General features: G+C 66.1%; 22 protein-coding genes. 13 read left to right on the forward strand and 9 right to left on the reverse strand.

Annotation, left to right across the window (positions count from 1 at the left end; translation table 11 throughout):
• The first annotated feature begins 3 nt into the window (after positions 1-3).
• The 11 genes from CHB86_RS03460 (at position 4) to rarD (ending at position 11,809) form a co-directional block, all read left to right on the forward strand.
• Positions 4-327 carry a sarcosine oxidase subunit delta gene (locus CHB86_RS03460; RefSeq protein ID WP_089231280.1) on the forward strand — a complete coding sequence of 108 codons (324 nt, stop codon included), beginning with the start codon at positions 4-6 and terminating at the stop codon, positions 325-327.
• Positions 324-3,320 (forward strand): sarcosine oxidase subunit alpha family protein, encoded by a 2,997-nt coding sequence (locus CHB86_RS03465; protein WP_089231616.1) that lies wholly within the window; start codon positions 324-326, stop codon positions 3,318-3,320. The genes CHB86_RS03460 and CHB86_RS03465 overlap by 4 nt, the downstream gene beginning before the upstream one ends.
• Positions 3,313-3,879 (forward strand): sarcosine oxidase subunit gamma, encoded by a 567-nt coding sequence (locus CHB86_RS03470; RefSeq protein WP_089231282.1) that lies wholly within the window; start codon positions 3,313-3,315, stop codon positions 3,877-3,879. The genes CHB86_RS03465 and CHB86_RS03470 overlap by 8 nt, the downstream gene beginning before the upstream one ends.
• A 167-nt stretch (positions 3,880-4,046) precedes the next feature.
• A complete protein-coding gene (locus CHB86_RS03475) occupies positions 4,047-5,159 on the forward strand; it encodes a tetratricopeptide repeat protein (protein ID WP_141134812.1) in 1,113 nt (370 codons plus the stop codon).
• A 144-nt stretch (positions 5,160-5,303) separates the two neighbouring features.
• Positions 5,304-6,665, forward strand: a complete 1,362-nt coding sequence (locus CHB86_RS03480) for a GSCFA domain-containing protein (RefSeq protein ID WP_089231286.1) — start codon at positions 5,304-5,306, stop codon at positions 6,663-6,665.
• Positions 6,666-6,693: 28 nt separating this feature from the next.
• Positions 6,694-8,439, forward strand: a complete 1,746-nt coding sequence (locus tag CHB86_RS03485; protein WP_176442752.1) for a hypothetical protein — start codon at positions 6,694-6,696, stop codon at positions 8,437-8,439.
• Positions 8,411-9,184 (forward strand): class I SAM-dependent methyltransferase, encoded by a 774-nt coding sequence (locus CHB86_RS03490; RefSeq protein ID WP_089231289.1) that lies wholly within the window; start codon positions 8,411-8,413, stop codon positions 9,182-9,184. Before CHB86_RS03485 ends, CHB86_RS03490 begins: the two co-directional genes overlap by 29 nt.
• A gap of 153 nt (positions 9,185-9,337) precedes the next feature.
• The gene (locus CHB86_RS03495; RefSeq protein WP_089231291.1) at positions 9,338-9,937 is read left to right on the forward strand and encodes a superoxide dismutase; all 600 of its coding nucleotides are present in this window, start codon (positions 9,338-9,340) and stop codon (positions 9,935-9,937) included.
• A 237-nt stretch (positions 9,938-10,174) separates the two neighbouring features.
• Positions 10,175-10,372 (forward strand): hypothetical protein, encoded by a 198-nt coding sequence (locus CHB86_RS03500; protein WP_089231617.1) that lies wholly within the window; start codon positions 10,175-10,177, stop codon positions 10,370-10,372.
• The gene (locus CHB86_RS03505) at positions 10,372-10,827 is read left to right on the forward strand and encodes a host attachment family protein (protein WP_089231292.1); all 456 of its coding nucleotides are present in this window, start codon (positions 10,372-10,374) and stop codon (positions 10,825-10,827) included. The genes CHB86_RS03500 and CHB86_RS03505 overlap by 1 nt, the downstream gene beginning before the upstream one ends.
• Before the next feature lie 73 nt (positions 10,828-10,900).
• Positions 10,901-11,809, forward strand: a complete 909-nt coding sequence (gene rarD / locus CHB86_RS03510; RefSeq protein WP_089231294.1) for an EamA family transporter RarD — start codon at positions 10,901-10,903, stop codon at positions 11,807-11,809.
• Here rarD and CHB86_RS03515 read toward each other — a convergent pair.
• Positions 11,740-12,306 carry an LOG family protein gene (locus CHB86_RS03515; RefSeq protein WP_089231296.1) on the reverse strand — a complete coding sequence of 189 codons (567 nt, stop codon included), beginning with the start codon at positions 12,304-12,306 and terminating at the stop codon, positions 11,740-11,742. The two genes, rarD and CHB86_RS03515, sit on opposite strands and share 70 nt — an antisense overlap.
• A 109-nt stretch (positions 12,307-12,415) precedes the next feature.
• Between CHB86_RS03515 and CHB86_RS03520 the strand changes: the two genes are divergently transcribed.
• Positions 12,416-13,804 carry a LysM peptidoglycan-binding domain-containing protein gene (locus CHB86_RS03520; protein WP_089231297.1) on the forward strand — a complete coding sequence of 463 codons (1,389 nt, stop codon included), beginning with the start codon at positions 12,416-12,418 and terminating at the stop codon, positions 13,802-13,804.
• Between the two features lie 3 nt (positions 13,805-13,807).
• Here the strand turns inward: CHB86_RS03520 and CHB86_RS03525 are convergent, their stop codons facing one another.
• From CHB86_RS03525 to CHB86_RS03545, 5 genes are all read right to left on the reverse strand, one after another.
• Positions 13,808-14,539 carry a DNA repair protein gene (locus CHB86_RS03525; RefSeq protein WP_245837715.1) on the reverse strand — a complete coding sequence of 244 codons (732 nt, stop codon included), beginning with the start codon at positions 14,537-14,539 and terminating at the stop codon, positions 13,808-13,810.
• A 311-nt stretch (positions 14,540-14,850) separates the two neighbouring features.
• On the reverse strand, positions 14,851-15,597 hold the full coding sequence (locus CHB86_RS03530) for an ABC transporter ATP-binding protein (RefSeq protein WP_089231299.1): 747 nt from the start codon (positions 15,595-15,597) through the stop codon (positions 14,851-14,853).
• The gene (locus CHB86_RS03535; RefSeq protein WP_089231301.1) at positions 15,594-16,385 is read right to left on the reverse strand and encodes an MlaE family ABC transporter permease; all 792 of its coding nucleotides are present in this window, start codon (positions 16,383-16,385) and stop codon (positions 15,594-15,596) included. The genes CHB86_RS03530 and CHB86_RS03535 overlap by 4 nt, the downstream gene beginning before the upstream one ends.
• Positions 16,382-17,434, reverse strand: a complete 1,053-nt coding sequence (gene alr, locus CHB86_RS03540) for an alanine racemase (RefSeq protein WP_089231303.1) — start codon at positions 17,432-17,434, stop codon at positions 16,382-16,384. Before alr ends, CHB86_RS03535 begins: the two co-directional genes overlap by 4 nt.
• Before the next feature lie 78 nt (positions 17,435-17,512).
• The gene (locus tag CHB86_RS03545; protein ID WP_176442753.1) at positions 17,513-18,517 is read right to left on the reverse strand and encodes a S1C family serine protease; all 1,005 of its coding nucleotides are present in this window, start codon (positions 18,515-18,517) and stop codon (positions 17,513-17,515) included.
• Between the two features lie 424 nt (positions 18,518-18,941).
• Between CHB86_RS03545 and CHB86_RS03550 the strand changes: the two genes are divergently transcribed.
• Positions 18,942-19,397 (forward strand): GFA family protein, encoded by a 456-nt coding sequence (locus CHB86_RS03550; protein WP_089231307.1) that lies wholly within the window; start codon positions 18,942-18,944, stop codon positions 19,395-19,397.
• Between the two features lie 12 nt (positions 19,398-19,409).
• Here the strand turns inward: CHB86_RS03550 and CHB86_RS03555 are convergent, their stop codons facing one another.
• The 3 genes from CHB86_RS03555 to CHB86_RS03565 all read right to left on the reverse strand — a co-directional run bounded on the left by CHB86_RS03555 (position 19,410) and on the right by CHB86_RS03565 (position 23,454).
• Complete coding sequence (locus CHB86_RS03555) at positions 19,410-20,927, reverse strand: replicative DNA helicase (RefSeq protein ID WP_089231309.1); 1,518 nt, start codon at positions 20,925-20,927, stop codon at positions 19,410-19,412.
• A 262-nt stretch (positions 20,928-21,189) separates the two neighbouring features.
• Complete coding sequence (locus CHB86_RS03560; RefSeq protein ID WP_089231311.1) at positions 21,190-21,864, reverse strand: orotate phosphoribosyltransferase; 675 nt, start codon at positions 21,862-21,864, stop codon at positions 21,190-21,192.
• A gap of 171 nt (positions 21,865-22,035) precedes the next feature.
• The gene (locus CHB86_RS03565; protein ID WP_141134813.1) at positions 22,036-23,454 is read right to left on the reverse strand and encodes a calcium-binding protein; all 1,419 of its coding nucleotides are present in this window, start codon (positions 23,452-23,454) and stop codon (positions 22,036-22,038) included.
• Positions 23,455-23,544: the final 90 nt, after the last annotated feature.

Here is a 23,544-nt window from a genome sequence, read left to right on the forward strand (position 1 = left end):
GACATGCTGATCCTGACCTGCCCGTACTGCGGCATCCGTTGCGATGAAACCGAGCTTGCTCCGGGCGGCGAGGCGCATCTCAAGCGCTTTGGCCCCGGCTCCACGGACGAGGCATTCGAAGCCTACCTGTTCGAGCGCGAAAACCCGATGGGCGTGCATTTCGAGCGTTGGCGCCATGCCTATGGCTGCGGCAGGTGGTTCCTGGCGGCGCGCGACACGGTCACGCTCGAGGTCTTCGGTACCTACAAGGCACAAATGCCCGAGCCGCCGGAGGAGATCGTCGCCGCGATCCGGGCGCGACGGCCCGAATGGGAGGGCCGGGCATGAGCATGCGTCTGGAGCAGGGCGGCCGGCTGATCGACCGGGACGCGCCACTCGATTTCACCTTCGACACCAACCCGATGCGCGGCCTCCGGGGCGACACGCTGGCCTCGGCGCTGCTCGCGAATGGCCAGATGCTGGTGAACCGGTCTTACAAGTACCACCGGCCCCGCGGCATCCTCGCCAGTGGACCGGAGGAGCCCAATGCGCTCGTCGGGCTGGGGCAGGGCGCTCGGTTCGAACCCGACCAGCGCGCCACGACGACCGAATTGTTCGACGGGCTCTCCGCGATGAGCCAGAATGCCTGGCCCACGCTCGGCTTCGACATGATGGCGGTGAACGGCTGGTTCAGTGGCATGATGCCGGCGGGCTTCTACTACAAGACCTTCACCTGGCCGCAGAGCTTCTGGAAGCACGTCTACGAGCCGGTGATCCGCGAGGCCGCTGCCTCCGGCCTGCCGCCCAAGGAAGCCGACGCCGACCGCTACGAGCATTTCTACGCATTCGTCGATGTGCTGATCGTGGGCGGCGGGATCGCCGGATTGCAGGCGGCGCTCGAGGCGGGCCGCTCCGGCGCGCGCGTGCTCCTGCTCGAACAGACCCCGCACTGGGGCGGTCGGGCGCCGGTGGATGGCGTGGAAATCGGCGGCAAGCCGGCGGATGCCTGGATTGGCGAGACCCTCGCGACGCTGGAGGCAATGGACAACGTCACCCTGCGGAACCGTTGCATGGGCGTCGGCGTGTACGATCACGGCTTCGCACTCGGCTACGAGCGGCTGGCCGATCACACGCCCGGCGACGGGCAGCCGCGCCACCGGCTCTGGAAGATCCGGACCGGGCGCATCGTCACCGCGACGGGGGCAATCGAGCGGCCGCTGAGCTTTGCCGGCAACGATGTGCCGGGCGTCATGCTGGCCTCGGCCGTCCGCGACTATGTCGTGAACTATGGCGTCGCGCCGGGCCGCCGCACCGTGGTCGTGACCAATAACGACGATGCCTATCGCACCGCGCTGGCGCTCATCGATGCCGGGCTCGAGGTGCCTGTCATCATCGATCCGCGCGAACGCAACGACGGCCCGCTCGCCCGCGAATGCATGCGCCGCGGTGTCCAGGTCGAAACCGGCGCGGCGGTGATGAAGGTCAAGGGCAGCAAGCGCGTCGAGGGCGTGATGCTGTGCCGGGCCAACGGCACGGGCGGCGCCGGGGCCGTGCTCGACTGCGACAGCGTCGCCATGTCGGGCGGTTGGTCGCCGGTGGTGCACCTCTGGTCCCATTGCGGCGGCAAGCTGCTCTGGTCGGACGAGCACGCCCATTTCTATCCCGACGATGCCCGCGCTCCCACCGGCGCCGATGGCGCGGCCTTTGTCTCGACCGCTGGTGCGGCCTCGGGCTGCATGGCCTCCGGCGACGTGCTCAGGGACGCCGCCCGCAAGGGGGGCGCCGCTGTCGGCGCAGAGCCGGGTGAGGTTCCGCAGGCCAACGACATCGAGGAAGTGCCGATGCAGCCGGTCTGGGTCATGCCGACCAAGGCGCTGCCGGAACTTCGCTCCAAGATGTTCCTCGACTTCCAGAACGATGTGAAGGTCTCCGACGTGCAACTCGCGGCCCAGGAGGGCTACGAGAGCGTGGAGCTGACCAAGCGCTACACCACGCTCGGCATGGCGAACGACCAGGGAAAACTGAGCAACATCAACGGGCTTGCGATCCTTGCTCAGTCGCTGGGTGAGGAGATCCCGCAGGTCGGCACCACCACGTTCCGGCCGCCCTACCAGCCCATCTCCTTCGGGTCGATCGCGGGCGAGGCGCGCGGCGACATCTTCCAGCCGCTGCGCCGCACGCCGATGCACGATTGGCACGAGGCCAACGGCGCCTACATGGAGCCGGTCGGTCATTGGCGGCGGCCCTACTGCTATCCCAAGGCGGGCGAGAGCCACGCGGATGCCGTCGCGCGCGAGGTAACGGCGACCCGTACCTCGCTGGGGCTTCTGGATGCCTCGACCCTTGGCAAGATCCTCGTGAAGGGGCCGGATGCCGGGCGCTTCCTCGACATGCTCTACACCAACAAGATGTCGACGCTGAAACCGGGGCGCTGCCGCTACGGGCTCATGTGCAACGAGAACGGTTTCCTGATGGACGATGGCGTGGTGGCGCGGATCGACGAGGAGACCTTCCTCTGCCACACGACCTCCGGCGGTGCCGACCATATCCACGGCTGGATGGAGGACTGGCTGCAGTGCGAGTGGTGGGACTGGAAGGTCTATACCGCGAACCTGACGGAGCAATACGGTCAGATCGCCGTCGTCGGACCGAATGCGCGCAAGGTGCTCGAAAAGCTCGGCGGGCTCGATGTCTCGAAGGAGGCGCTGCCGTTCATGGCGTGGTCCGAGGGGGAGCTTGCGGGTATCCCGGTACGGGTGTTCCGGATCTCGTTCTCGGGCGAACTGAGCTACGAGATCGCGGTTCCCGCCGGACAGGCGCGCGCCCTCTGGGACAAGATCCTCGCGGCCGGCGGCAAGTTCGGCGTGACGCCCTACGGCACCGAAGCGCTGCACGTGATGCGAGCCGAGAAGGGCTTCATCATGATCGGCGATGAAACCGATGGCACGGTGATCCCGCAGGATCTCGGTCTCGACTGGGCGATCTCGAAGAAGAAGGACGACTACCTCGGCAAGCGTGCGCAGGAGCGGGCCCACATGGTTCGGCCGGATCGCTGGAAACTGGTGGGGCTGGAAACGCTCGACGGGTCTGTCCTGCCGGACGGGATCTACGCACTGGGCGAGGGCATGAATGCAAACGGGCAGCGGGTCACCATCGGACGGGTCACCTCGACCTACCATTCGCCGACGCTCGGGCGCGGCATCGCAATGGGGCTTGTCGAACACGGGCCGGACCGGATGGGCGAGGTGTTGAAATTCGGCAAGACCGACGGCGGCACGATCGAGGCCCGTATCGTGAGCCCGGTCTTTTACGATCCGGAAGGGGAGAAGCAGGATGTCTGACGCAGCACGTGTGACCGCCGTGGCGTCCGGCGCGCCCGCAGCACAGGTAGATTGTTTGCCGATCCAGGGCATGATCACGCTGCGCGGTCAGCCCACCGAGGTAGCGGAGGCGATCCGGGCCGCCACCGGCTGCGGACTGCCCGAGCAACGCGGGATCGTCTTCGAAGGAGAACGCGGGGTGGCGTGGATGTCGCCGGACGAGTGGCTCCTTCTGATGCCGCAGGAAATGGTTTCGGAATGCCTCGCCACTCTGGCGGGGGAGCTGTCCAGCAGCCATCATCTGGCCGTCGAGGTCTCGGATGCTCGCGCGATGTTTCGCATCTCCGGAACAGGCGCGCGCGAGGCGCTGGCCCGGGTTTGCCCGGTGGACCTGTCTCCCGCGACCTTCGCCGCCGGAGAAATCCGCCGGACCCGGCTGGCCCAGGTGCCGGCGGCCTTCTGGATCGGTGCAGACGGCGCGTTCCGGCTGGTCTGCTTCCGATCGGTCGCGCGCTACGCTCAGGACGTCCTGGAAAACGCCGCGAGTGGTGCGCCTGTCGGGTTCTTCCCCGAGGGCTGAACGCACCGCGTCGCGGCTCCGCGAGATGTGAGGCGACCGGCCAGCCGGTTTCCGTCACTATGGGGACGATACGTCCTCTCTCCCCGCATTGGCCATTAAATTAACGCAATTCGGGGCATATTCAGGGTGAAACTCCTCCCGAACCCGAGGAATCGCGGATGCTGGACATGACGGACGATGAGCAAATGGCTGGGCAACAGGGGCAGGGCACCTGCCTGTTCGAGGCTGCGGGGTTGCGGCTTCTGCACCGGCCGGCGCCGTCGGACCATGCCCTGGTGCTCTTCGAGGACGCGCCCGAGGCCGGGCGACTGCGCCCCGGCTGGCTGACCGGCCCGGGGGGCGAGGCGGTGGATCTCTACCGCGTCGTGCCGCAGCGGGCGGGGCTTTTCCCGGCCGACGAGATGCAGGCCCTCTGCGGAGTGCTTGCCGGCACCAACGCGCGCCCGGCAATTGCCATCGGCGCTGGCCTTGGTGGTCAGGCTGCCCTGCGCCACGGGCAGGCGGCAGGCTGTGCCATCGCGCTGGCCTTTTCGCCGATGGGCGTCGCGCCCGCCGGCCATCCGACTGTGGCTGACATTCCGGAGCAGGATATCGCGCCGCTGGCGATGGTCGCCTTCGATCCCAAGCGCCGGCCGGACGCGCTGCAGGCCGAGGCGCTGCGCCTGCTGGACGGCGTACATGTGCTGCCGCTGCCGCATATGGGCCATCGCACCGAGCGCACCCTGATCGGTGACCATGTCGCCCGAGAGGTATTTGCCGCCGCCCTGCGGGGCGATGCCGGCGAGGTTGCGCGCCTTCTGCGCCACAACCGCTCCCATGACGACGGGTTCCTGTCGAGTCTGTCGCTGGCCTGTTCGGAGCGCGGGCATTACCGCTGGGCCGCCGACATCGCGGAACAGGGCGACCCCGCCCGCCGGCACATGCCGGACCTCGCGATGGCGCGGGCTGAGGCGCAGGCCGGGCTCGGACGGCCGCTGGAGGCTGTCGAGACCCTCGAGGGGCTGGTCGTCTCCGCCCCGAGGAGTCCGCGCTACTGGGGCCTTCTGATCGACCGCTACGAGGCGATGGGCCAGGACGTGGCGGTTGCAGAACTGCTTGAACTTGCGCTCGCCTACACCGAGAATTTCAACTTCTGCGCGCGGCTGATCCGCAAGCTCTCCGGCATGAACGGTCCGGCCCGCGCGCAGGCCAGTGCGCTGGCCGACATGGCGCGGCAGCACTGGCCTGACCGTGGCGGGCAGATCGACCGTCTTGCCAAGGGGCTGGCGGGCATCGCCTGACACGGCTCTCCCGGCCTTCTGCAGGTGCCGGGCGGGGTGCTCCCGGCGCCAACGGGGCCGGCGCGAGGGAGCCACTTACGAGATACCACCGGCCCCGGTAACGAGTAGCGGCATGGCACGCGCCGCGCGGAAAGGCAGACAGAGATGTCGGACAAGTCACTCGAGCGGCGTTCCGCGATGGACGCCTACAAGCTGGCTTCGCAGAACCCCTTGCGCCGCTATCCCTCGCCCGAGAAGGACGGGGACAGGCTCTATCCGCTCGCGACGCCGGTCCTGACGCCGTCCTTCACGATGAGCCGCGAGGATACCGTTTTCACCATCGGCTCCTGTTTCGCGCGCAATGTCGAGGCGGCGCTGATCAATGCCGGCATCAACGTCACCAGCCGCGATTTCGACCTTGGCCCTATTGGCGAGAGCCTCGGTTTCGCGGGCAACTTCTTCAACAAGTACTCGATCCACTCCGTCATCAACGAACTCCGCTGGGCGATGGACCGCGAGAGCTTCCCCGGGGAGGAGATCCTCTATCCGTTGGGGAAAGGCGAGGAGAAGTTCTGCGACCTGCAGCTCGGTGCCGCCAAGCTGGAATTCCCCGTCGACGAGATCCTCGAATTCCGCCACCGATTTCTCGACGTGATGGCCCGCGCGGCGGAAGCCGACGTGGTGATCGTCACTCTGGGCTATGTCGAGGTATGGTACGACACCAAGCTCGGCATCTACCTGAACGTCGCCCCGCCGGCGCAGCTCGCCCGCAGGGACCCCGACAGGTTCGAGTTCCGGGTGCTCAGCTACGAGGAGGTGCTGGAGGGGCTGCGGGAGCTCTACCGGATCCTGAACCGCTACCGCACCAAGCCGCTGCGCATGCTGCTGACGGTCTCGCCGGTGCCGATGCTCTCCACCTTCCGCGACATGGATGTGCTGGTGGCCAACACCTATTCCAAGTCCGTCCAACGGGCCGCCATCGACGTGTTCATCGCCGAGACGGAGGGGGTGGACTACTTCCCGTCCTACGAGTTCGTGGTGCTGAGCGACCCTCGCGTCGCCTGGTCGCGCGGGGATTATCGCCATGTCTCCGCCGATCTCGTGGCGCGGATCATGCAGTCGGTCCTTGCCCGCTACGTTCCGGGCTCGGGGGAAGAGGCGCCGGAGGCGGGTGGCGGGATGACCGCCGAGGCGCTGGAGGCCTCGGTCCGCATGACCATGAAGCTCAAGGAATACGAGAGCGCCCTGGCGATGATGGCCCAGAACGAGGAGATCGTGGCATCAAGCGCCGTGCTTCAGCAATTGCGGGGCGTGGCGCTGAGTTCGCTGGACCGCTTCGAGGAGGCGTTCGACGCCATGGCGGCCTCGCATGCGCTGGCCCCCGGCAATGCCGCGCCGCTCGAGCGCCAGATCGCGTGGTGCCGCAAGCTCGACCGCAAGGAGGTCGCGCGCGAGTTGCTCAAGACCCATGTCGCGGCCTTCCCGGACCGGGCCGATTTCCGCGCGGGCCTGACCTGGCTCGACTGAGCGGGGGCGACATGACAGGATGGACGCCATGACCGCCTACGACCTGAGCACAATCGGCAAGACCGTCAAGCTGGTGGTCTGGGATCTCGACGAGACCTTCTGGTCCGGTACGCTCTCGGAAGGCGGGATCACGCCGCGGCCCGGAAACATCGCGCTGGTCCGGGAGCTGGCGGAGCGCGGCATCGTCTCCTCGATCTGCTCAAAGAACGATTTCGCGCAGGCGAAGGCGCAGCTTGAAGCCCTTGGCGTTTGGGAATATTTCGTCTTTCCGCACATCGACTGGACGCCGAAGGGGCAGGCCATTGCGGGGATGATCGCGGACATGGGCCTGCGCGACGAGAACGTGCTGTTCCTCGACGACAATCCCATGAACCTCGAGGAAGCGAAGTTCTTCAACGAGCGGATCATGTGCGTCGACGGCCGGCTCGATCTCGCGCCGCTGCGGGACCTGCCACAGCTTGCCGGCAAGGACGACCGCGGACTGAGCCGTCTGAAACAGTACAAGGTCGGCGAGGCCAAGCATCGCGAACGCACGCAGACCGCGCTGTCCAACGAGGATTTCCTGCGCCAATCCGATATACGGCTGCGCCATGTCTACGATATCGAGGCGCATTGGGAACGGGTGCTGGAACTGATCAACCGCACCAACCAGCTCAACTTCACCAAGAAGCGGGTCGAGACGCCGGAGGCGGAGGCCGAGCTGCGCGAGATGCTTCGGATGCCCGGCGCCCATGCCGCGCTGATCGAGGTCGCGGACCGGTTCGGCGATTACGGCATGGTGGGCTTCTACCTGATGGTCAAACGCTCTTCCGGCGCACGGCTCGAGCATTTCGCCTTTTCCTGCCGAACGCTCAACATGGGGATCGAGCAATATGTCTATGACCGGCTGGAGCGCCCGGCGCTGACGATCGCCCAGCCCGTCGCCAACGGGCTCGACCGTTTCGAGGCCGTGGACTGGGTGCGCGAGGATGCCGGCGGCGCGGCGGGAGCGGAGGCGCCGGACCGGCGGCTTTGCCTCGTGGGCGGGTGCGACCTGCTGCAGATGTCGTTCTACTGCGGCTCGAACCGGGACGAATTCGTCAACACGGTGCGAAACGGGATGGTCGTGCGCTACGACGACGTGGGCTTCATCTTGAACGACCGCTCCGACCCTTCAATCGAGCGCTTCCGCAGCCGGCTGGAGATGTGGAGCCATGCCGAGATGCTGGCCTTCGACGGGGCCCTGGCGGAGGCCGACGTGGTGATCCTCTCGCTCTACCAATCGGCGGCGGGGCAGAATTTCTTCACCTTCGGCGGCACGGAATTCGGCGGGCGGCACCTTGTGCATGTCCCGGCGCAGGCGATGCGCACGGTGCTCGCCGGTCCCAACGCGGCCTGGTTCGCCAAGAATTTCTACTACCGGCGCTACGGGCTGGAAGAGAAGCTGGCGCTGGTGCGGCAGGCCTGCGAGCGGGTGCTGTCGCAGGTGCGCCCCGGCACGCCCGTCGTGCTGATCGCGGCAAGCGAGGCGGGGGAGCGCTCCGAGCGCTCCCTTCCGGTCCGGCAGGCGTTCAATGCCCTTTGCCGGGAGGTGGCGACGTCGTGGGAGAGCGCGGTGCTCGCCGACCCGGCGGAGATCATGGCGCCCGAGGACGTGGTCGATGCCGACCATTTCACGCGGATCGGCTATTTCAAGCTCGCGCAGTTCATCAACGAGACCGCGGCGGCGTTCTCTGGTTCGGATCAAACGGTAAAGGACGTTCGGGATGCGCAGGATCTTCAACAGGCTGTATGACGAAGACCCCTATCTCGACGCCCCGCTGGCGGATGTCGAGGTCGACATGCAGGGGTGGGGATCCACCCATTTCTTCTTTCGCGGCATCATCGAACACCTAAAACCTTCGCTGATTGTCGAGGTCGGCAGCTGGAAAGGGCGCTCGGCGCTGCACATGGCCGACCTCTGCAAGGCCGCGGGCATCAAGAATCTCGAGATCTGCTGTGTCGACACCTGGCTCGGCACTTCGGGTATCTGGGCGCGCAAGGGGCAGGTGGAGGAAGAGCTCAAGCTGAAGAACGGCTGGCCGATGCTCTACTTCACCTTCATGAAGAACGTGGTCGAGGCCGGCCATCAGGACGTGATAACGCCGCTGCCCTTGCCCTCGGACATGGGCGCGCAGGTGCTGAAGCGTATCCGCGCACGCCCGGACCTGATCTACATCGACGCCGCGCACGATTATGACAACTGCCTGCGGGACCTGCGGAACTATTTCGAGCTGCTGGACGACAACGGCATCCTGCTCGGCGACGATTACGAGACCATCGACGGCGTGACCGAGGCCGCGCAGGAATTTGCCCGCGAGAAGGAACTGATCCTGGTGGGCACGCGCAGCAAGTTCGTGCTGTCGAAGAACGTCGAGCACGTGCATGCCATGCAAGCGCTGCTGGCCGAGATCGATGCGCGCCGCGCGCGGGTGGCCGAGGCCAAGGCGCGTGCCGCAGAGGAAGCATCTGCGGGCGAGGCGGACGGCGAAGAGGCCTGACACCCGCAGGACGCGCCGCACCGGTCCCGGCCGTGCCCGTCGCACTGGCCGAAGCTCGATCCGTTGCCCCATTTCCCGGCAGACGCCTTGACGCGACGCCGGAGGCTGGTCACATACACCGCATAGGAAACGCTGCTAGCGAAGGATAATTCCATGGCTTTCGAACTCCCCGATCTTCCCTACGCCCACGATGCACTCGCCGCGAAGGGCATGAGCCAGGAGACCCTCGAGTATCACCACGACCTGCACCACAAGGCCTATGTCGACAACGGCAACAAGCTGATCGCCGGCACCGAGTGGGAGGGCAAGACCCTCGAAGAGATCATCGTCGGCACCTACGACAAGGGCGCCGTCGCGCAGAACGGAATCTTCAACAACATCTCGCAGCTCTGGAACCACAACCAGTTCTGGGAAATGATGGGCCCCGGCGATACCGGCATGCCCGGTGAGCTGGAAAAGGCCCTCGTCGAGAGCTTCGGCTCGGTCGACGAGTTCAAGTCCCAGTTCTCCGCCGCCGGCGCCGGCCAGTTCGGCTCGGGCTGGGCCTGGCTGGTCAAGGACACCGACGGCTCGCTGAAGGTCACCAAGACCGAGAACGGCGTGAACCCGCTCTGCTTCGGCCAGACCGCGCTGCTGGGCTGCGACGTGTGGGAGCATTCCTACTACATTGACTTCCGCAACAAGCGCCCGGCCTACCTGACCAACTTCCTCGACAACCTGGTCAACTGGGAGAACGTCGCCAGCCGTATGTAATCGGTCGACGCGACGCGGATTTCCGCTGGGCCTGCCGGGAGAGATCCCGGCGGGCCTTTTCTTTTTGAACCGTGCCGTTTCGGTCGCGCCAGCACGTGGCACCCGGCGCGACGCCCCTCCAGAAAGCCCTGCCGCACGGCTGTCGAGGGTGGTATAATCGTTGTGCGGGTGCCTTCGGAGAGGGGAACCTTGCAAGGCACTGTGCGTTCTTTCTTCAAGGAGAAGAAGGAGACCAACATGCCTGAACGCGTCAGATCCAGCGACGGAACCCGGGAAACCGACCAGGTCCTTGGCGACAAGAGCCAGGTCGCCCAGCAGGGGCGCGCCGGTGGCAACCTGCAGCGCAAGATCGGCACCCGTGACGAGCTGAAACGCAGCGAGGAGCGCCCTGGCGGCGCGACCCGCGTCACCAAGGCAGACGAGGAGGAAAGCTGATGAAACGTTTGACAGCAGGGACCTGGGTGCTGGTGGCCGATGGCGAAAAGGCGCTGTTTCTGCGCAATGACCTCGATGCCATCAACCCCGATCTGAATGTCCACCAGGAACGCAAGCAGGAGAACCCATCGGACCGCGAGCAATCGGCCAACCGTCCCGGACGCAAGGCCGACACCGGCCCGGGGCAGCGCTCCGCGATGGACGACACCGACTGGCACGAACTGGCCAAGGAGCGTTTTGCCGATGAACTGGCCGAAATGCTCTACAAGCGCGTCCATGCCGGGGAGATCGAGCGTGTCGTGATCGTCGCGCCGCCCAAGGTGCTCGGCGAGATGCGGCAGAAGATGCATTCGGAGGTGGCAAAGGCGGTGGTCGCGGAGATCCCGAAGACCTTGACCAACCACCCGATCGACCGCATCGAGAGCCTCGTGAAGGCGGAACTGGAAGAGGCGTGATACCGGCGTTTGGCGCTTGACCTTGAAGGCGCGGCGGCGTCAGGTCCCGGAGTATCAACCGAGGGCCTGACGCATGACGGACGCGCACAACGGAATTCTGGCGATGATCGGCGCCTGCGTGATCTGGGGCCTCTCGCCGTTGCTGTTCAAGGCGCTCGGACATGTGGCACCGCTGGAAATCCTGGCGCACCGGACGATCTGGGCCTTCGTGTTTTTCTGTGCGGTTCTGGCGGTTCAAGGCCGGCTTCGGCTCATGCCGCAACTCATCGGGGGCGCGCCGGGCAGGGTCCTGTTTGCGGCGTTGATGATCTCGCTCAACTGGCTGGTCTATATCTGGGCGGTGCAGATCGGCCGGACCATGCAGGCGAGCCTCGGCTATTACATTTTCCCTCTCGTAACCGTCCTGCTCGGCGCCGTGGTGTTCGGCGAACGGCTGGGGCGGGTGCAGTGGCTGTCGGTTGGCCTCGCGGCGTCGGCCGTCTGTGTCCTGAGCTTCGGCTTCGGCGTGGTGCCGCTGGTCTCGCTGGTACTCGCCGTGACCTTCGGGCTCTACGGCACGCTGAAGAAGGGGCTGGACGCCGGCCCGGTCGTATCGGTCACCGCCGAGGTGGCGATGCTTCTGCCGCTTGCCCTGGGCTGGCTGGCCTGGCTCTACCGTGACGCCGGGGGCTTTCCGCATTCGTTGGGGACGGCCGGACTGTTCTTCCTGTCCGGCTCTCTCTTCACGGCGATTCCGCTGATGCTGTTCTCCTACGCCACGCGGCGGGTCCGCCTCGTCACGGTCGGGCTGGTGCAGTACCTCAACCCGACGCTGCAGTTCCTCTGCGCAACGCTGGTCTTCGCCGAGCCCTTCACGGGCTGGCACGCGGCGGCGTTCGGTCTGATCTGGATCGCGCTGGCGCTCTATTCCGGTCAGGCGGTGATGGAGGAGCGGGCGTCGCGCAGGCGTGCCATGAGCGTCGGCACGTCCGGAACCGTCTGAACGAAATCCAGCAGCGTCCGTTCGGCAAAGCCCTGATCGACGACATGCTGCATGAGTGCGTTGAGCGGAGCCCAGTAGCCATTGGTGTCCAGCAGGATCAGCGGTTTGGCATGAAGCCCGAGCTGGGCCCAGGTCAGCGTCTCGAAGAACTCGTCCAGCGAGCCGGCACCGCCGGGCAGAACGACGATGGCGTCGGCGTTCATGAACATGACCTTCTTTCGCTCGTGCATGGTCTCGGTGACGATGAAGGTCGTCAGGTCGCGCTTGCCGACCTCGCGGTCGAACAGGTGGACCGGGATCACCCCGAAGGTCTCGGCGCCGCCCGCCTGGGCGCTGCGGGCAACGCGCCCCATCAGGCCGATATCGCCCGCGCCGTAGACGAGCCGCCAGCCTTCGGCCGCGATTTCGGCACCGAGGCTTTCGGCGACTGCCGCATATTCGGGATCAATTCCGTCCCTGGAGCCGCAATAGACGCAGATTGAGAACGTTTGTGGCATTGCAGCAAGACCTTGGGGCTACATGGTTTTGACCCGTGATAGCTGTCTTGCTATTCTCTCTCAACCCGCTCAAAGGCGGGTGTGGTACAGTATTTCGGGATTTTGTTCGATGGTTGACAAGGGGGCGCCCAAGAAGGCGGACGGCAAGTTTGCCGTTGGGGCCGTCGCAGCAGCGGCGGTGGCCGGTGGGGTTGTGCTGTGGATGATGCAAGCGCCACAGGACGCTGAGACCGGCCCGGGCAATGACACCGCGACCGCCACGATGTCCCAACCGGCGGATCCCTCGGACAGCGACACGACGCAGAACAACACCCAAGCCGCAGCGTCGGAGCCCGATGCGGAGGCGGATGCCGGGCAGGGCGCCGAGACAGCGGCTGTGGACGCACCGTCTGGTGATGCCACTGACGCAGGCGCGCCTGCCGGCGTTCCCGGACCGCGCTTCGATCACGTCCGGGTCGACAAGGACGGCCGCGCGGTGGTCTCCGGCACGGCTCCCGGCGGCTTCGAGGTCTCGGTCGAGGTTGATGGCGCGAACGTCCAGACCCTGAAAACCGATCGCTCCGGGCAATTCGCTGCGCTTCTGAGCCTGCCGATCAGCGATGCGGCGCAGGTCGTGAACCTCGTGGCCCGCAATGCCGAGGGCGTTGAGCTGCGTTCCGAGGACAGCGTGATCCTGGCTCCACGCATGGAGGTCGGGCCCGAGATCGTTGCCGCGCTGGGGAACGGGGCGGCCACGACGAACGAGACCTCGCCTTCCGAAAGTGGCAGCGCGACCGGCGAGACCGAGCTCGCCGCCCTCGATCTGTCGGGCGCGCCCGCGAGTGGCGACGGGGAGGGGGCGTCGAGCCCCGCGGTGACGAGCGTCGACGAGACGGCGCAGGACACGCCCTACAGCGAGGCGATGGCGCCCACCGTGCTGTTGGCCAGCCGGACCGGCGTGGAGCTCCTGCAGCCTGCCAACGCCATTCCGGAGCGTCTGCGCGACCGGGTCGTGATCGACGTCATCAGCTATTCCGACGACGGCAGCGTTTCGCTCGAAGGCCGGGCCGCGGCCAGCGGCGACCGACAGGACGGCGTGCAGGCCTACCTGAACAACCGGCCCGTGCAATCGGCCGATGTGAAGCCTGACGGCCGCTGGCACATGGGACTCGCGCAGGTCACGCCCGGCGTCTACACCCTGCGGATCGATCAGGTCGCTCCCGGCGGCAAGGTCGTCGCGCGGTTCGAGACCCCGTTCAAGCGGGAAGATCCGGCGGAACTCGCCCGGCTCGTGCCGCAGCTTGGCGCGACCGGGGCCGTGGGCGCGTCGGTCATCACGGTGCAGCCTGGCTATACGCTCTGGGGCATCGCGAACGACCGGTATGGCAACGGGCTGGATTACGTGCAGATCTTCGACGCCAACAAGAGCCAGATCCGCGACCCGGACCTGATCTATCCCGGACAGATCTTCGAACTTCCCGACATGGAAGACGCGCCGGCCGAGGCCGCCGCGGACTAGCGCTCAGGGCGTGAGCTTGCCGCCGGACTTGGGCGCGCTGGCCTGATCCAGTTGCACGACGTTGGGCTTGTCGGAGACGATACTCTCCTCCAACGCCATGCGGTCGATCCGCTCGACCGGCTTGCGGAGCCCAAGCACGGGGAGGAGCTCCTCCAGATCCCGTTCGAGCTGCGCCAGTTGCGTCTGGCGCACGGCCTCGTCGACGTTGAGCCTCTGGGTCCAGCGCTTGATCTCGTCCAGCGTGGTGCGGGCAAGGCTGAGCTGCTCCTCGAAGCGCTCGGCCTCCTCCTGGCGTTGGCGCAGGAAGGTGCGCGCCCGTTCGATCCGTTCGCTGGAGTAGATCTCGGCCAGTTCCCGAGAGGTCTCGCTCATCTGGGCCGCGACCTCGAGCACTCCCGGTTCCAGCTTGCGCAGGTCGGGATGGTTGCGCAGGAAGATCAGCCGCTCCCGAACGCTGTCGAATTCCGAGGACAGGGTAAATGCGCCCTCGCGATCCGCGGCATGAACCGCGTGATAGGCGCGGGCGACATCCTCCATGCGGATTCGGAAGTCGCGGTGGCTCGTCTCCAGCCGCTGCATCCGAACGTCCGACGGAAGGAAGAAGCACAGCCCGAGCGCGAGCGCGGTCACGCCGATCTGCACGGCCATGCCAGCCTTGGGCAGGGGCGTGTCGCCGAAAACGGCCGGGAATTCCAGCCAGGGAAGCAGCCCGACGGCCGAAAGGGCGGTGAGCACGGTCAAACCCGCTGCGAGAAGAACGATGAGAGAGAGCGAGAGCGTCCGGCAAAGAGAAGCCATGCGCCCAAGGGCGGTAGAATCGGAATTCGTCACGGTGCAACCCTTTCGGCTACGATTATTAATTTTGTCTCAATCGGACCCGGCGACGGAACCAGCACTGCCCGGCCCGATGGGATCTGGTTCAAGCGTAGCACAGAAAGCGGATGATTCGCGAAATTTCGGGCGATATTCGTGGTTTGGTCCGCGAAGCTCGTGCAAAATTTCCGGAGTGCGGCGAAACTGTCGCCATATCAGGCGGCGTCCCGCGTTCAGCGGACCGCTTCGATGGGGCCCTCGGCACGGCCGTTTATGAACTGTTGGACATAGGGATCGTCACAGCCGTCCATCTCGGCCACCGGGCCAACCCACTGGATGACGCCATCGTGGAGCATCGCCACATCGTCGGCGATGGCGCGGACGCTGCTCATGTCGTGGGTGATGGTGATCGCGGTTGCGCCCATCTCGACGACGATCTCGCGGATCAGGTCGTTGATTACCCCGGCCATGATCGGATCGAGGCCGGTGGTAGGCTCGTCGAAAAAGATGATCTCGGGCTCCGCGGCGATGGCCCGGGCAAGTCCCACGCGCTTCTGCATCCCGCCCGAGAGTTCGGCGGGATAGAGATCCGCGGTCTCCGCCTTCAGGCCGACGCGGCGCAGCTTCTCGATGGCGATCTCGCGGGCCTCGGCCTTGGGGCGCTTTTGCTCGCCGCGCAGGAGGCGGAAGGCGACGTTCTGCCAGACCGTGAGGCTGTCGAACAGCGCCGCCCCCTGGAAGAGCATGCCGAAACGCGCGAGAAAGGCGTCGCGATCGCCTCGGTCGACGGGCTGGCCGTCGATCAGGATGCGTCCGGCGTCGGGTTTGACGAGGCCGAGGATGCACTTGATGGTCACAGACTTGCCGGTGCCCGAGCCGCCGATGATGACCATGGACTCGCCCTTGGGCACGGTCAGCGTCACGCCGCGCAGCACCTTCTTCTCGCCAAAGGCCTTGTGAACGTCCTGAAGCTCGATCATCCGGAAAAGAACACCTCGGTCAGCAGGTAGTTCGAGCCGAGGATCAGCACGGAGCTGGCCACCACGGCCAGTTTCGTGGCCTTGCCCACGCCCTGCGCGCCGCGCCCGGAATTCATCCCGTAGAAGCAGCCCATCAGCGCGACGATGAAGCCGAACACGGCCCCCTTGGCGATGCCGGAGGCCACGTCGGCGGCCTCGAGGAAGTCGATGGTGTTCTTGAGGTAAGCGGCGGAGTTGAAGTCGAGCCGGTTCACGCCGACCAGCCAGCCACCCATGATGCCGATGGAATCGCCGACCGCGACCAGCACCGGCACGGTCAGCGTGGCGGCGAGCACCCGCGGCACGGCGAGGTACTTGATCGGGTTGGTGGAGAGGGTGACCAGCGCATCGATCTGCTCGGTGACCTTCATCGTGCCGATCTCGGCGGCGATGGAGGAGGCCACGCGCGCCGCGACCATCAGCCCGCCCAGCACCGGACCCAGCTCGCGCACCATGCCGATGGCGACGATCGAAGGCACGGCGGCCTCGGCGGAGAAACGGGAGGAACCGTCGTAGATCTGCAGCGCCAGCGCGCCGCCGGTGAAGAGCGCGGTCAGCCCGACCACGGGCAGGGAATACCACCCGATGGTCATGATCGCGTGGCCGAACTCGCGAAGGTAGAAGGGCGGGCGCACGAGGTGGCCGAGCACCTGCAGGGCAAAGATCGCCATGCGTCCGACGCTCGCGAGGCCGGCCAGAACCGGCCGGCCGATGGCGGCAAGGGGACGCCGGAGCAGGGCGGCGCTCACGACAGGCTGCCCCCGATGCTGCTGCGTCTGTAGCGGGCGCCCAGCGAGGTCAGGACCTCGTAGCCGATGGTGCCGGCGGCATCGGCGAGGTCATCGACAGTCTGTTCCGGGCAGAGGATGTCGAGGCTCCCCGGCACGTAGCCGAGGGCTGTGATGTCGACGGTGATCAGGTCCATGGAGACCCGGCCGACCAGCGGGCAGGCCACGCCATCGGCATAGAGAGCGCCGGCGTTGGAGAGGCTGCGCAGCAAGCCGTCGGCATAGCCGCCGGACACGGTGGCGATCAGGCGCTCTTCGGGCGCCGTCCAGGTGGCGTTGTAGCCCACGGCCTCGCCCGGCGTGACCGTCCGGGCCTGGACCACGGGCAGCGCCAGTCGGGCAACCGGACGCGCGTCGGTAAAGGGGCGGCCGCCGTAGAGGCCGATGCCGGGGCGGGTCACGTCGAAATGGTAGTCGGGGCCGAGCAGGATGCCGCCGGTGGCCGAGAGCGAGCGCGGCACGCCGGTCTCGTCGGTCATCTCGCGGAAGACGCGGAGCTGGTCGGCGTTTTGCGGGCTCTCGGGCTCGTCGGCGCTGGCCAGGTGACTCATTATCAGCGCCGGCCCCTGGCCGAGCGCCAGGGGCGCCACGGCGGCCCATTCGGCGGGCTCGAGCCCCAGGCGATTCATGCCGGTGTCGAGCTGGATGCCGAAGGCCGCGCCGGGAAGCGCCTCGAAATGGCGGGTCAGCTGTTCGATCGAATTCAGCATCGGGATCAGGTCCAGATCGCCGATCATGTCCGTGTCCCCGGCCATGTGGCCGGAAAAGACGTGAATGCGGGGCTCGCGGCCGAGCACCTCGCGGACCGCCGCGCCCTCTTCGGCGGTGGCCACGAAGAATCGCCGCACGCCGATGCGTGCAAGCGCCATCGCGACCCGCGCGACACCGAGCCCGTAGCCGTCGGCCTTGACCACGGCACCCGTTTCAGTGCCGGGAGCCGACATTTCGTTCAGGGCCCGCCAGTTGGAGACGAGCGCGTCGAGATCGATCGAGAGTGTTCCAGTCGCCATGGCACCGGTTCTGACATTCCGGCTTGCGAGGTCAAGCGGAAAGGAGAGGGTATCCCGAACCAGCCCTGTCGGAAGCGGTCAGCGGGGGCCCGGCCAGAGGTCGGCCGGGTGGGCGGGGCGCTCGGGCAGCGTGGCCACGGTCTCGTGGATCTCGCCGTCACGCCAGTAGGTGACGCTCACGCTGTCGCCGACCTCGAGCGAGCGGACGATGTCCAGCGCGAGGTCGAGAGACGTCACGGCCTCGCCGTCCACCTCGAGGATGATGTCGCCGCCCAGCACCATCTCCGCGTTGCCCCACAGGACCGGAAAGTAGCCGCCCCTGAGGCCGGCAACATCGGCCGCCGAGCCGGGCTCGACCGTCTCCACGAGGAACCCGGTTTCCGGAGGCGGCGGGGTCCGCGGCATCATGCGGGCAAGCAGCGGAGACATCATCTGCCCGTAGAGCCCGTGCCAGGCGCGCGTGACCTTTCCCGAGTCCATCAGTTCCACAACCAGATCCTTCACCGTGTTCACCGGCAGGGCGTAGCCGATGTTCTCGGCCTGCGGATGGTTGCTCCTCAACGTGATGAGGCCGACGAGGCGGCCGCAGCTGTCGAACAGCCCACCGCCCGAGGAACCGGGGCTGATGGCGGCGTCGGTCTGGATGTACTGGGTTGTCCAGGAGATCGTGTTCAGCGGGATCTTAATGTCCAGCGCCGAGATGATGCCGGAGGACATCGACTGCCTGAGACCGAGCGGGAACGCGATGGCGTGCACCATCTGGCCGACCTTCAGGTCCGGGTAGGAGGCGAGATCGAATTCGTACTCGTATGGCATGAAATCCTCCAGCTCGAGGATTGCCACGTCGAGCGCCGGATCCATGGCGAATACCTCGGCCGAGAGGACGCCAGAACCGTAGTTCACCAGGATCATCTCGCTGCCATGGACAACGTGGTAGTTCGTGATCACGTACAACTCGCCAAGCACGACGCCGGAACCCGTCCCGGCGCGGACGCGTGCCGCCACACGGTGCGGATCGACGCCGAAGCTGACGACCTGGACGATGCTGGTTGAAAGGGTGTCGTAGATCTCCGGCGGCGTCATCGCGCAGTCCGGCTCCGACGCCGCAAGGGGTGGGGCAGGGATCAGGTTCACCAAGGATGCGAGCGCGATCGCGCATGCGAGATCTCTTGAAACGCTGCCAAACATGACGGCCTCCCTTAACTTCCCCTTGGGAATCCTCTCGCGGGTCGCTCGGCCCGTCCATGATCTGGGTCACGCGGGACGCTGTGTCTCGGCGGTGGGAGTCGGTTGGGAAGGTCGCCGCTGAAGTCGGTCGAGGCCGAAAGTCCGGCGGAGAGAAGCCGCGCCCTCGGGCGGCGCTGCCGCCGTCGGGCGCGGCTCCTGGCGCGCGTGGGACTGTAAAGAGAGGATCCTGCGGGGGGCTTGCGGAAATGGCGGGACTTCGGGCTGCGGCACCGGTAAGTGCCGATCAGGTCTTTGCCAAATCTCGCCCAGGGAGGTCACGATGCCCGAAATGACATTGCCGATGCAGGGCCGCTGCCGGTGCGGCTACCTGACAATCGAGATCACGGCGCCGCCGCTGATGACCGCAGCCTGCCATTGCAAGGGGTGCCAGAGGATGAGCGGCAGCGCCTATTCGCTGACCGCGATGATCCCGGCGCAGGGTTTCCGCGTCGTGGCAGGCGAGCCGGTGAGGGGCGGTATCCGGGGGCCGCAACTGGACCACTACTGCTGTCCGGAGTGCATGAGCTGGGTCTTCACCCGGATCACAGGGGGGGACGCCTTCGTCAATGTCCGCCCGACGATGTTCGACGATGCGAACTGGGCCGAGCCATTCATCGAGACCATGACGTCCGAGAGGCTGCCCTGGGCCACGACGACGGCACGGCACAGCTACAAGGCGTTCCCGCCGGAGGCGGAGTTCGCGGACCTGATGGCGGCTTTCGCAGCCAGCCGGTGAGGGCCGTCGGGCTCAATAGCCCGACTCGCCCTCCTGCCAGGGCTGCGCGAGGTCGCTGAAGCGGGTGAATTCGCCCTCGAAGGCGAGCGGCACATCGCCGATCGGGCCGTGACGCTGCTTGCCGATGATGACCTCGGCCTTGCCGTGCAGCGAGGCCATTTCCTCCTGCCAGGCCGCCATGGCTTCGAGGTTGCTGTCGGCGGGCTTCTCGCGTTCCTTGTAGTACTCGCCGCGGTAGACGAACATCACGACGTCCGCGTCCTGCTCGATCGAGCCGGACTCCCGGAGGTCGCTCAGCTGGGGCCGCTTGTCGTCCCGGCTTTCCACCTGGCGAGAGAGCTGGGAGAGCGCCACCACCGGCACCTCCAGTTCCTTGGCGATCGCCTTGAGGCCCTGGGTGATCTCCGAGACCTCGTTCACCCGGCTGTCCTTGGCCGTGGCCGGGCGCACAAGCTGAAGGTAGTCGACGAAGAGCGCGTCGAGCCCGTGGGTCCGCTTGAGCCGTCGGGCGCGGGCGGCCAGCTGGCTGATCGGCAGGGCCGGGGTGTCGTCAATGAAGAGCGGGCAGGCCTCCAGCTCCTTGGCGGCATCGACGAAGCGGCGGAATTCCTCTTCGGTCATGTCGCCGCGCCGGATCTTGTGGCTGGGAATGCGCGAGGCTTCGGAGAGGATCCGCGAGGCCAGCTGTTCGGCGGACATCTCCAGCGAATAGAAACCGACGACGCCGCCGTTCACCGTGCCTTCCGAGCCATCCGGCCGCGCGCCGCGGCGATAGGCCTTGGCGATGTTGAAGGCGATGTTACAGGCCAGCGAGGTCTTGCCCATCGAGGGGCGGCCGGCGAGGATCAGCAAGTCCGAGGGGTGCAGGCCGCCGAGCTTCTTGTCGAGGTCGCGCAGCCCGGTGGAAATACCGGCCAGCCCGCCCTCGCGCTGATAGGCGGCGTGGGCGACCTCGATGGCATCGGTGATCGCGCGCAGAAAGCTCTGGAAGCCGGTCTCCGACTTGCCCTGTTCGCCCAGCTTGTAGAGCGCCTGTTCGGCCTCGACGATCTGCTCCTTGGGTTCGGAGGCGATATCGACATTGCCCGCCTTGGACGTGATGTCCTTGCCGAGGGCGATCAGCTCGCGCCGGATCGCGAGGTCGTAGATGATCTGCGCGTAATCCCGCGCGGCAAAACTGGAGATCGCGCCGCCGGCGAGCTTGGCAAGATAGGAGGGACCGCCCAGCTCCTTCAGGCCAGGGTGATCCTCGAGAAAGGCTTTCAGCGTGACCGGGGTGGCCTGCATGTTCTTGGCGATCCGGGCGCTCGCGACCTCGTAGATCCGCGCGTGGACCGGGTCGAAGAAATGCTTCTCGGAGATGACGGACGCGACCCTGTCGTAAATATCGTTGTTCGTCAGGATCGCGCCCAGCAGCTGCTGCTCGGCCTCGATATTGTGGGGAAGCGTGTCTTCCACCGCTGCACTGCCCGTCTCTGCCCGTGCTGCCAATTCCGCCGGGTCTGCCCTCACGCCCGTCAATTCGTTCATTGCTCTGCCCGCTGTTTGTTGTCCGCCCTCATACCGACAGGCCTGCTCCACGGTCAAAATGTATATCTCTGTGGAGAACCTGTGAGCGACAATTCCCTACCGCATCTTGAGTTCGGCCGGCCTCATCCGTCAAGATTCTGTAGTGCTGATCGGCAAGGCTGCGCCGGGCTGCGTCACAGAGGCCCGTCGCCGGCATACCGTTGTGCTCTGTTTTGCCCCGACAGAGCCCCGCTGCGGCTGGTCTCGAAGCGAATCGCCGGGATCAGCGCCGGGCGGCCTGCCAGGCGCGGGGATCGGCCAGAAAGGCCTCGACCTCGGTCAGCGTGGCGGCGTCAAAAGCCTCGCGCCGACGCGCCTCCGCCAGCACGTCGTGCCAGGTGCAGAGGTGGTGCAGCGCAACGCCGTGGTCGCCGAGGGTCTTCGTGGTGTCGGGAAAGATTCCGTAATAGAAGATCACCGCGGTATGGGCGCAGGAGGCGCCGGTTTCCCGGATCGCGTCCACGAAGCTCAGCTTCGAGCCGCCGTCGGTGGTGAGATCTTCGACCAGCAACACGCGGTCCGTCTCGCCCATGACGCCCTCGATGCGGGCGTTGCGGCCATAGCCCTTGGGCTTCTTGCGCACATAGGTCATAGGCAGGCCCATCCGCTCGGCCACCAGCGCGGCAAAGGGGATGCCCGCCGTCTCGCCGCCGGCAATGTTCGTGAAGGCCTCGAAACCCGCGTCGCGCATGACCTTGGCGGTCAGGAAATCCATCAGCGTGGAGCGGATGCGCGGGTAGGAGATCAGCTTGCGGCAGTCGATGTAGGTGGGCGAGGGCAGGCCCGAGGCGAGGGTGAACGGCTCGCGCGCGTTGAAATGCACCGCCCCGATCTCCAGAAGCATCCCGGCGGAGATGCGGGCCATGGTCGCGTCGTCGGGGTGCGTGGTGGGGATCATCGGTGCCGTCCTCTTCTTCTGTCCGAGAAATGTCCCCGCCGGAGGCACGAAGACTTATGTCCCGCCGGAGATTTCATGCCTCCGGCGGGGGTACTTGAGCCAAGAAGAAATGGCTAGGGCTTTCGTCCGCAACCGCCCATGCCGGTCTGTCGAGGGCCCGGCATGGGGCGATCAGAACAGGAAGTCTGCCGCGTCCAGGTCGGCGAACTTGACGTCAAGCAGGGTCAGCACGTCGCCGTTGCCGGCGTCGATCACCACGTCGCCGCTGTCGCGGGACATGTGGTTCTGCTTGAGGTCGCGAAAGCCCTTGATCGAGGAGACGTCGGAGAGGTCGATCACTTCCGCATCGTCGTTGGCGTCGAAGTCGCGGACCACGTCCTTGTCGAAACCGTCGGCGAAGACGAACTTGTCGCTTGCGTTGCCGCCGGTGAGCTTGTCGTTGCCCTGGCCGCCGACGATCGTGTCGCGTCCACCGGCACCCAGGATCGTGTCGGCGCCGTTCTCGCCTTCGAGTGTATCGTTGCCGCCGTTGCCAAGGAGCCGGTCCTTGCCGTCGCCGCCCAGGACATGGTCCTTGCCCCCGGCGCCGCGGATCGTGTCGTTGCCGCCGTTTCCGCGGAAGGTGTTGTCGCCGTTGTTGCCGATGAGTGTGTCGCCGGACTCGCTGCCGTAGGCGTTCTCGATGCTCACCAGCGTGTCGGTGTCACCGAAGCCGTCGGTCGCGGTGCCCTTCGCGAGGTTCACGGACACGCCGGCGGTGCCGCCGTAGTTGGCATCCTTTTCGTAGCGCGCGACGTCCATGCCGCCGCCGCCCTTGATCAGGTCGTCGCCCTCTAGGCCGCGGAAGGCGTTGTCATTGCCGTCGCCGATCATCGTGTCGTCGAACATCGAGCCGCGGACCATTTCGAAGTTCAGCACCTTGTCGGTGTTGCCCCAGCCATCGGTCGCGGTCTGCTTGGCGAGGTTGACGCTGATCGCGGCCGGATCGAACGTGTAGTGGAGCTGGTCGTAATCCGCGCCTCCGTTGAACGTGTCGTTGCCCTTCGAGCTGTAGATCTCGTCCTCGCCGGCGCCGCCCTTGAGCGTGTCCTTGCGGCTCGTGCCGTAGAGCTCGTCGACTTCGCTGATATCGACATCGGCGAACTCGCTGAGGAGGATCCGCTGGTTGGGGGCGAAATCGCCGGTGGCCTTGCTGAAACCGTCGATGCTGTCTCCGAAGGAGTCGAACTGTTTCAGGGTGGAGAAATCAGGCAGGTCGGCGCCGCCGAGCACGATGAAGTAATCGGTGTTCGTGTCGTTGTCGCCCTCGATCGAGATGTTCAGGATCGTGGTCTTCTTGCCGTTCCAGCTGATGGTTCCGATGTAATCGTCCCCGACCAAGCCGGCGATGTTCTGGCCATTCGCGGTCACCGAATAGAGATTGTCGCTGATCGAGACCTTGGGAAGGTCGTCCTTCGACGTCTCCTTGACGGAATAGCTGATGTAGGAATTGTCCGGCCCGACGATCTGGAATTCGACGTTCGGGGTGAAGGAAGTGGCGTTGTCGCCGTCGTAAGTGGCGGAAAAGCCGGTCAACGTGTAGGTTGTCATGCTGCGCGTTACCTTGTCTGTCTGAAGGTGATCGTGAACCAATTGAGCGAGTGTGTGCGGATAGGCGGATTTTGCGGCAGAATTGCGGAA

Source organism: Tropicimonas sediminicola, from assembly GCF_900188335.1.
Taxonomy (GTDB): Bacteria; Pseudomonadota; Alphaproteobacteria; order Rhodobacterales; family Rhodobacteraceae; genus Tropicimonas; species Tropicimonas sediminicola.

Bases quoted from the DNA above. Each gene is read 5' to 3' on its own strand.
- CHB86_RS03460 (WP_089231280.1), top strand. From the start codon at position 4: ATGCTGATCCTGACCTGCCCGTACTGCGGCATCCGTTGCGATGAAACC.
- CHB86_RS03465 (WP_089231616.1), top strand. From the start codon at position 324: ATGAGCATGCGTCTGGAGCAGGGCGGCCGGCTGATCGACCGGGACGCG.
- CHB86_RS03470 (WP_089231282.1), top strand. From the start codon at position 3,313: ATGTCTGACGCAGCACGTGTGACCGCCGTGGCGTCCGGCGCGCCCGCA.
- CHB86_RS03475 (WP_141134812.1), top strand. From the start codon at position 4,047: ATGACGGACGATGAGCAAATGGCTGGGCAACAGGGGCAGGGCACCTGC.
- CHB86_RS03480 (WP_089231286.1), top strand. From the start codon at position 5,304: ATGTCGGACAAGTCACTCGAGCGGCGTTCCGCGATGGACGCCTACAAG.
- CHB86_RS03485 (WP_176442752.1), top strand. From the start codon at position 6,694: ATGACCGCCTACGACCTGAGCACAATCGGCAAGACCGTCAAGCTGGTG.
- CHB86_RS03490 (WP_089231289.1), top strand. From the start codon at position 8,411: ATGCGCAGGATCTTCAACAGGCTGTATGACGAAGACCCCTATCTCGAC.
- CHB86_RS03495 (WP_089231291.1), top strand. From the start codon at position 9,338: ATGGCTTTCGAACTCCCCGATCTTCCCTACGCCCACGATGCACTCGCC.
- CHB86_RS03500 (WP_089231617.1), top strand. From the start codon at position 10,175: ATGCCTGAACGCGTCAGATCCAGCGACGGAACCCGGGAAACCGACCAG.
- CHB86_RS03505 (WP_089231292.1), top strand. From the start codon at position 10,372: ATGAAACGTTTGACAGCAGGGACCTGGGTGCTGGTGGCCGATGGCGAA.
- rarD (WP_089231294.1), top strand. From the start codon at position 10,901: ATGACGGACGCGCACAACGGAATTCTGGCGATGATCGGCGCCTGCGTG.
- CHB86_RS03515 (WP_089231296.1), bottom strand. From the start codon at position 12,306: ATGCCACAAACGTTCTCAATCTGCGTCTATTGCGGCTCCAGGGACGGA.
- CHB86_RS03520 (WP_089231297.1), top strand. From the start codon at position 12,416: ATGGTTGACAAGGGGGCGCCCAAGAAGGCGGACGGCAAGTTTGCCGTT.
- CHB86_RS03530 (WP_089231299.1), bottom strand. From the start codon at position 15,597: ATGATCGAGCTTCAGGACGTTCACAAGGCCTTTGGCGAGAAGAAGGTG.
- alr (WP_089231303.1), bottom strand. From the start codon at position 17,434: ATGGCGACTGGAACACTCTCGATCGATCTCGACGCGCTCGTCTCCAAC.
- CHB86_RS03545 (WP_176442753.1), bottom strand. From the start codon at position 18,517: ATGACGCCGCCGGAGATCTACGACACCCTTTCAACCAGCATCGTCCAG.
- CHB86_RS03550 (WP_089231307.1), top strand. From the start codon at position 18,942: ATGCCCGAAATGACATTGCCGATGCAGGGCCGCTGCCGGTGCGGCTAC.
- CHB86_RS03555 (WP_089231309.1), bottom strand. From the start codon at position 20,927: ATGAACGAATTGACGGGCGTGAGGGCAGACCCGGCGGAATTGGCAGCA.
- CHB86_RS03560 (WP_089231311.1), bottom strand. From the start codon at position 21,864: ATGATCCCCACCACGCACCCCGACGACGCGACCATGGCCCGCATCTCC.
- CHB86_RS03565 (WP_141134813.1), bottom strand. From the start codon at position 23,454: ATGACAACCTACACGTTGACCGGCTTTTCCGCCACTTACGACGGCGAC.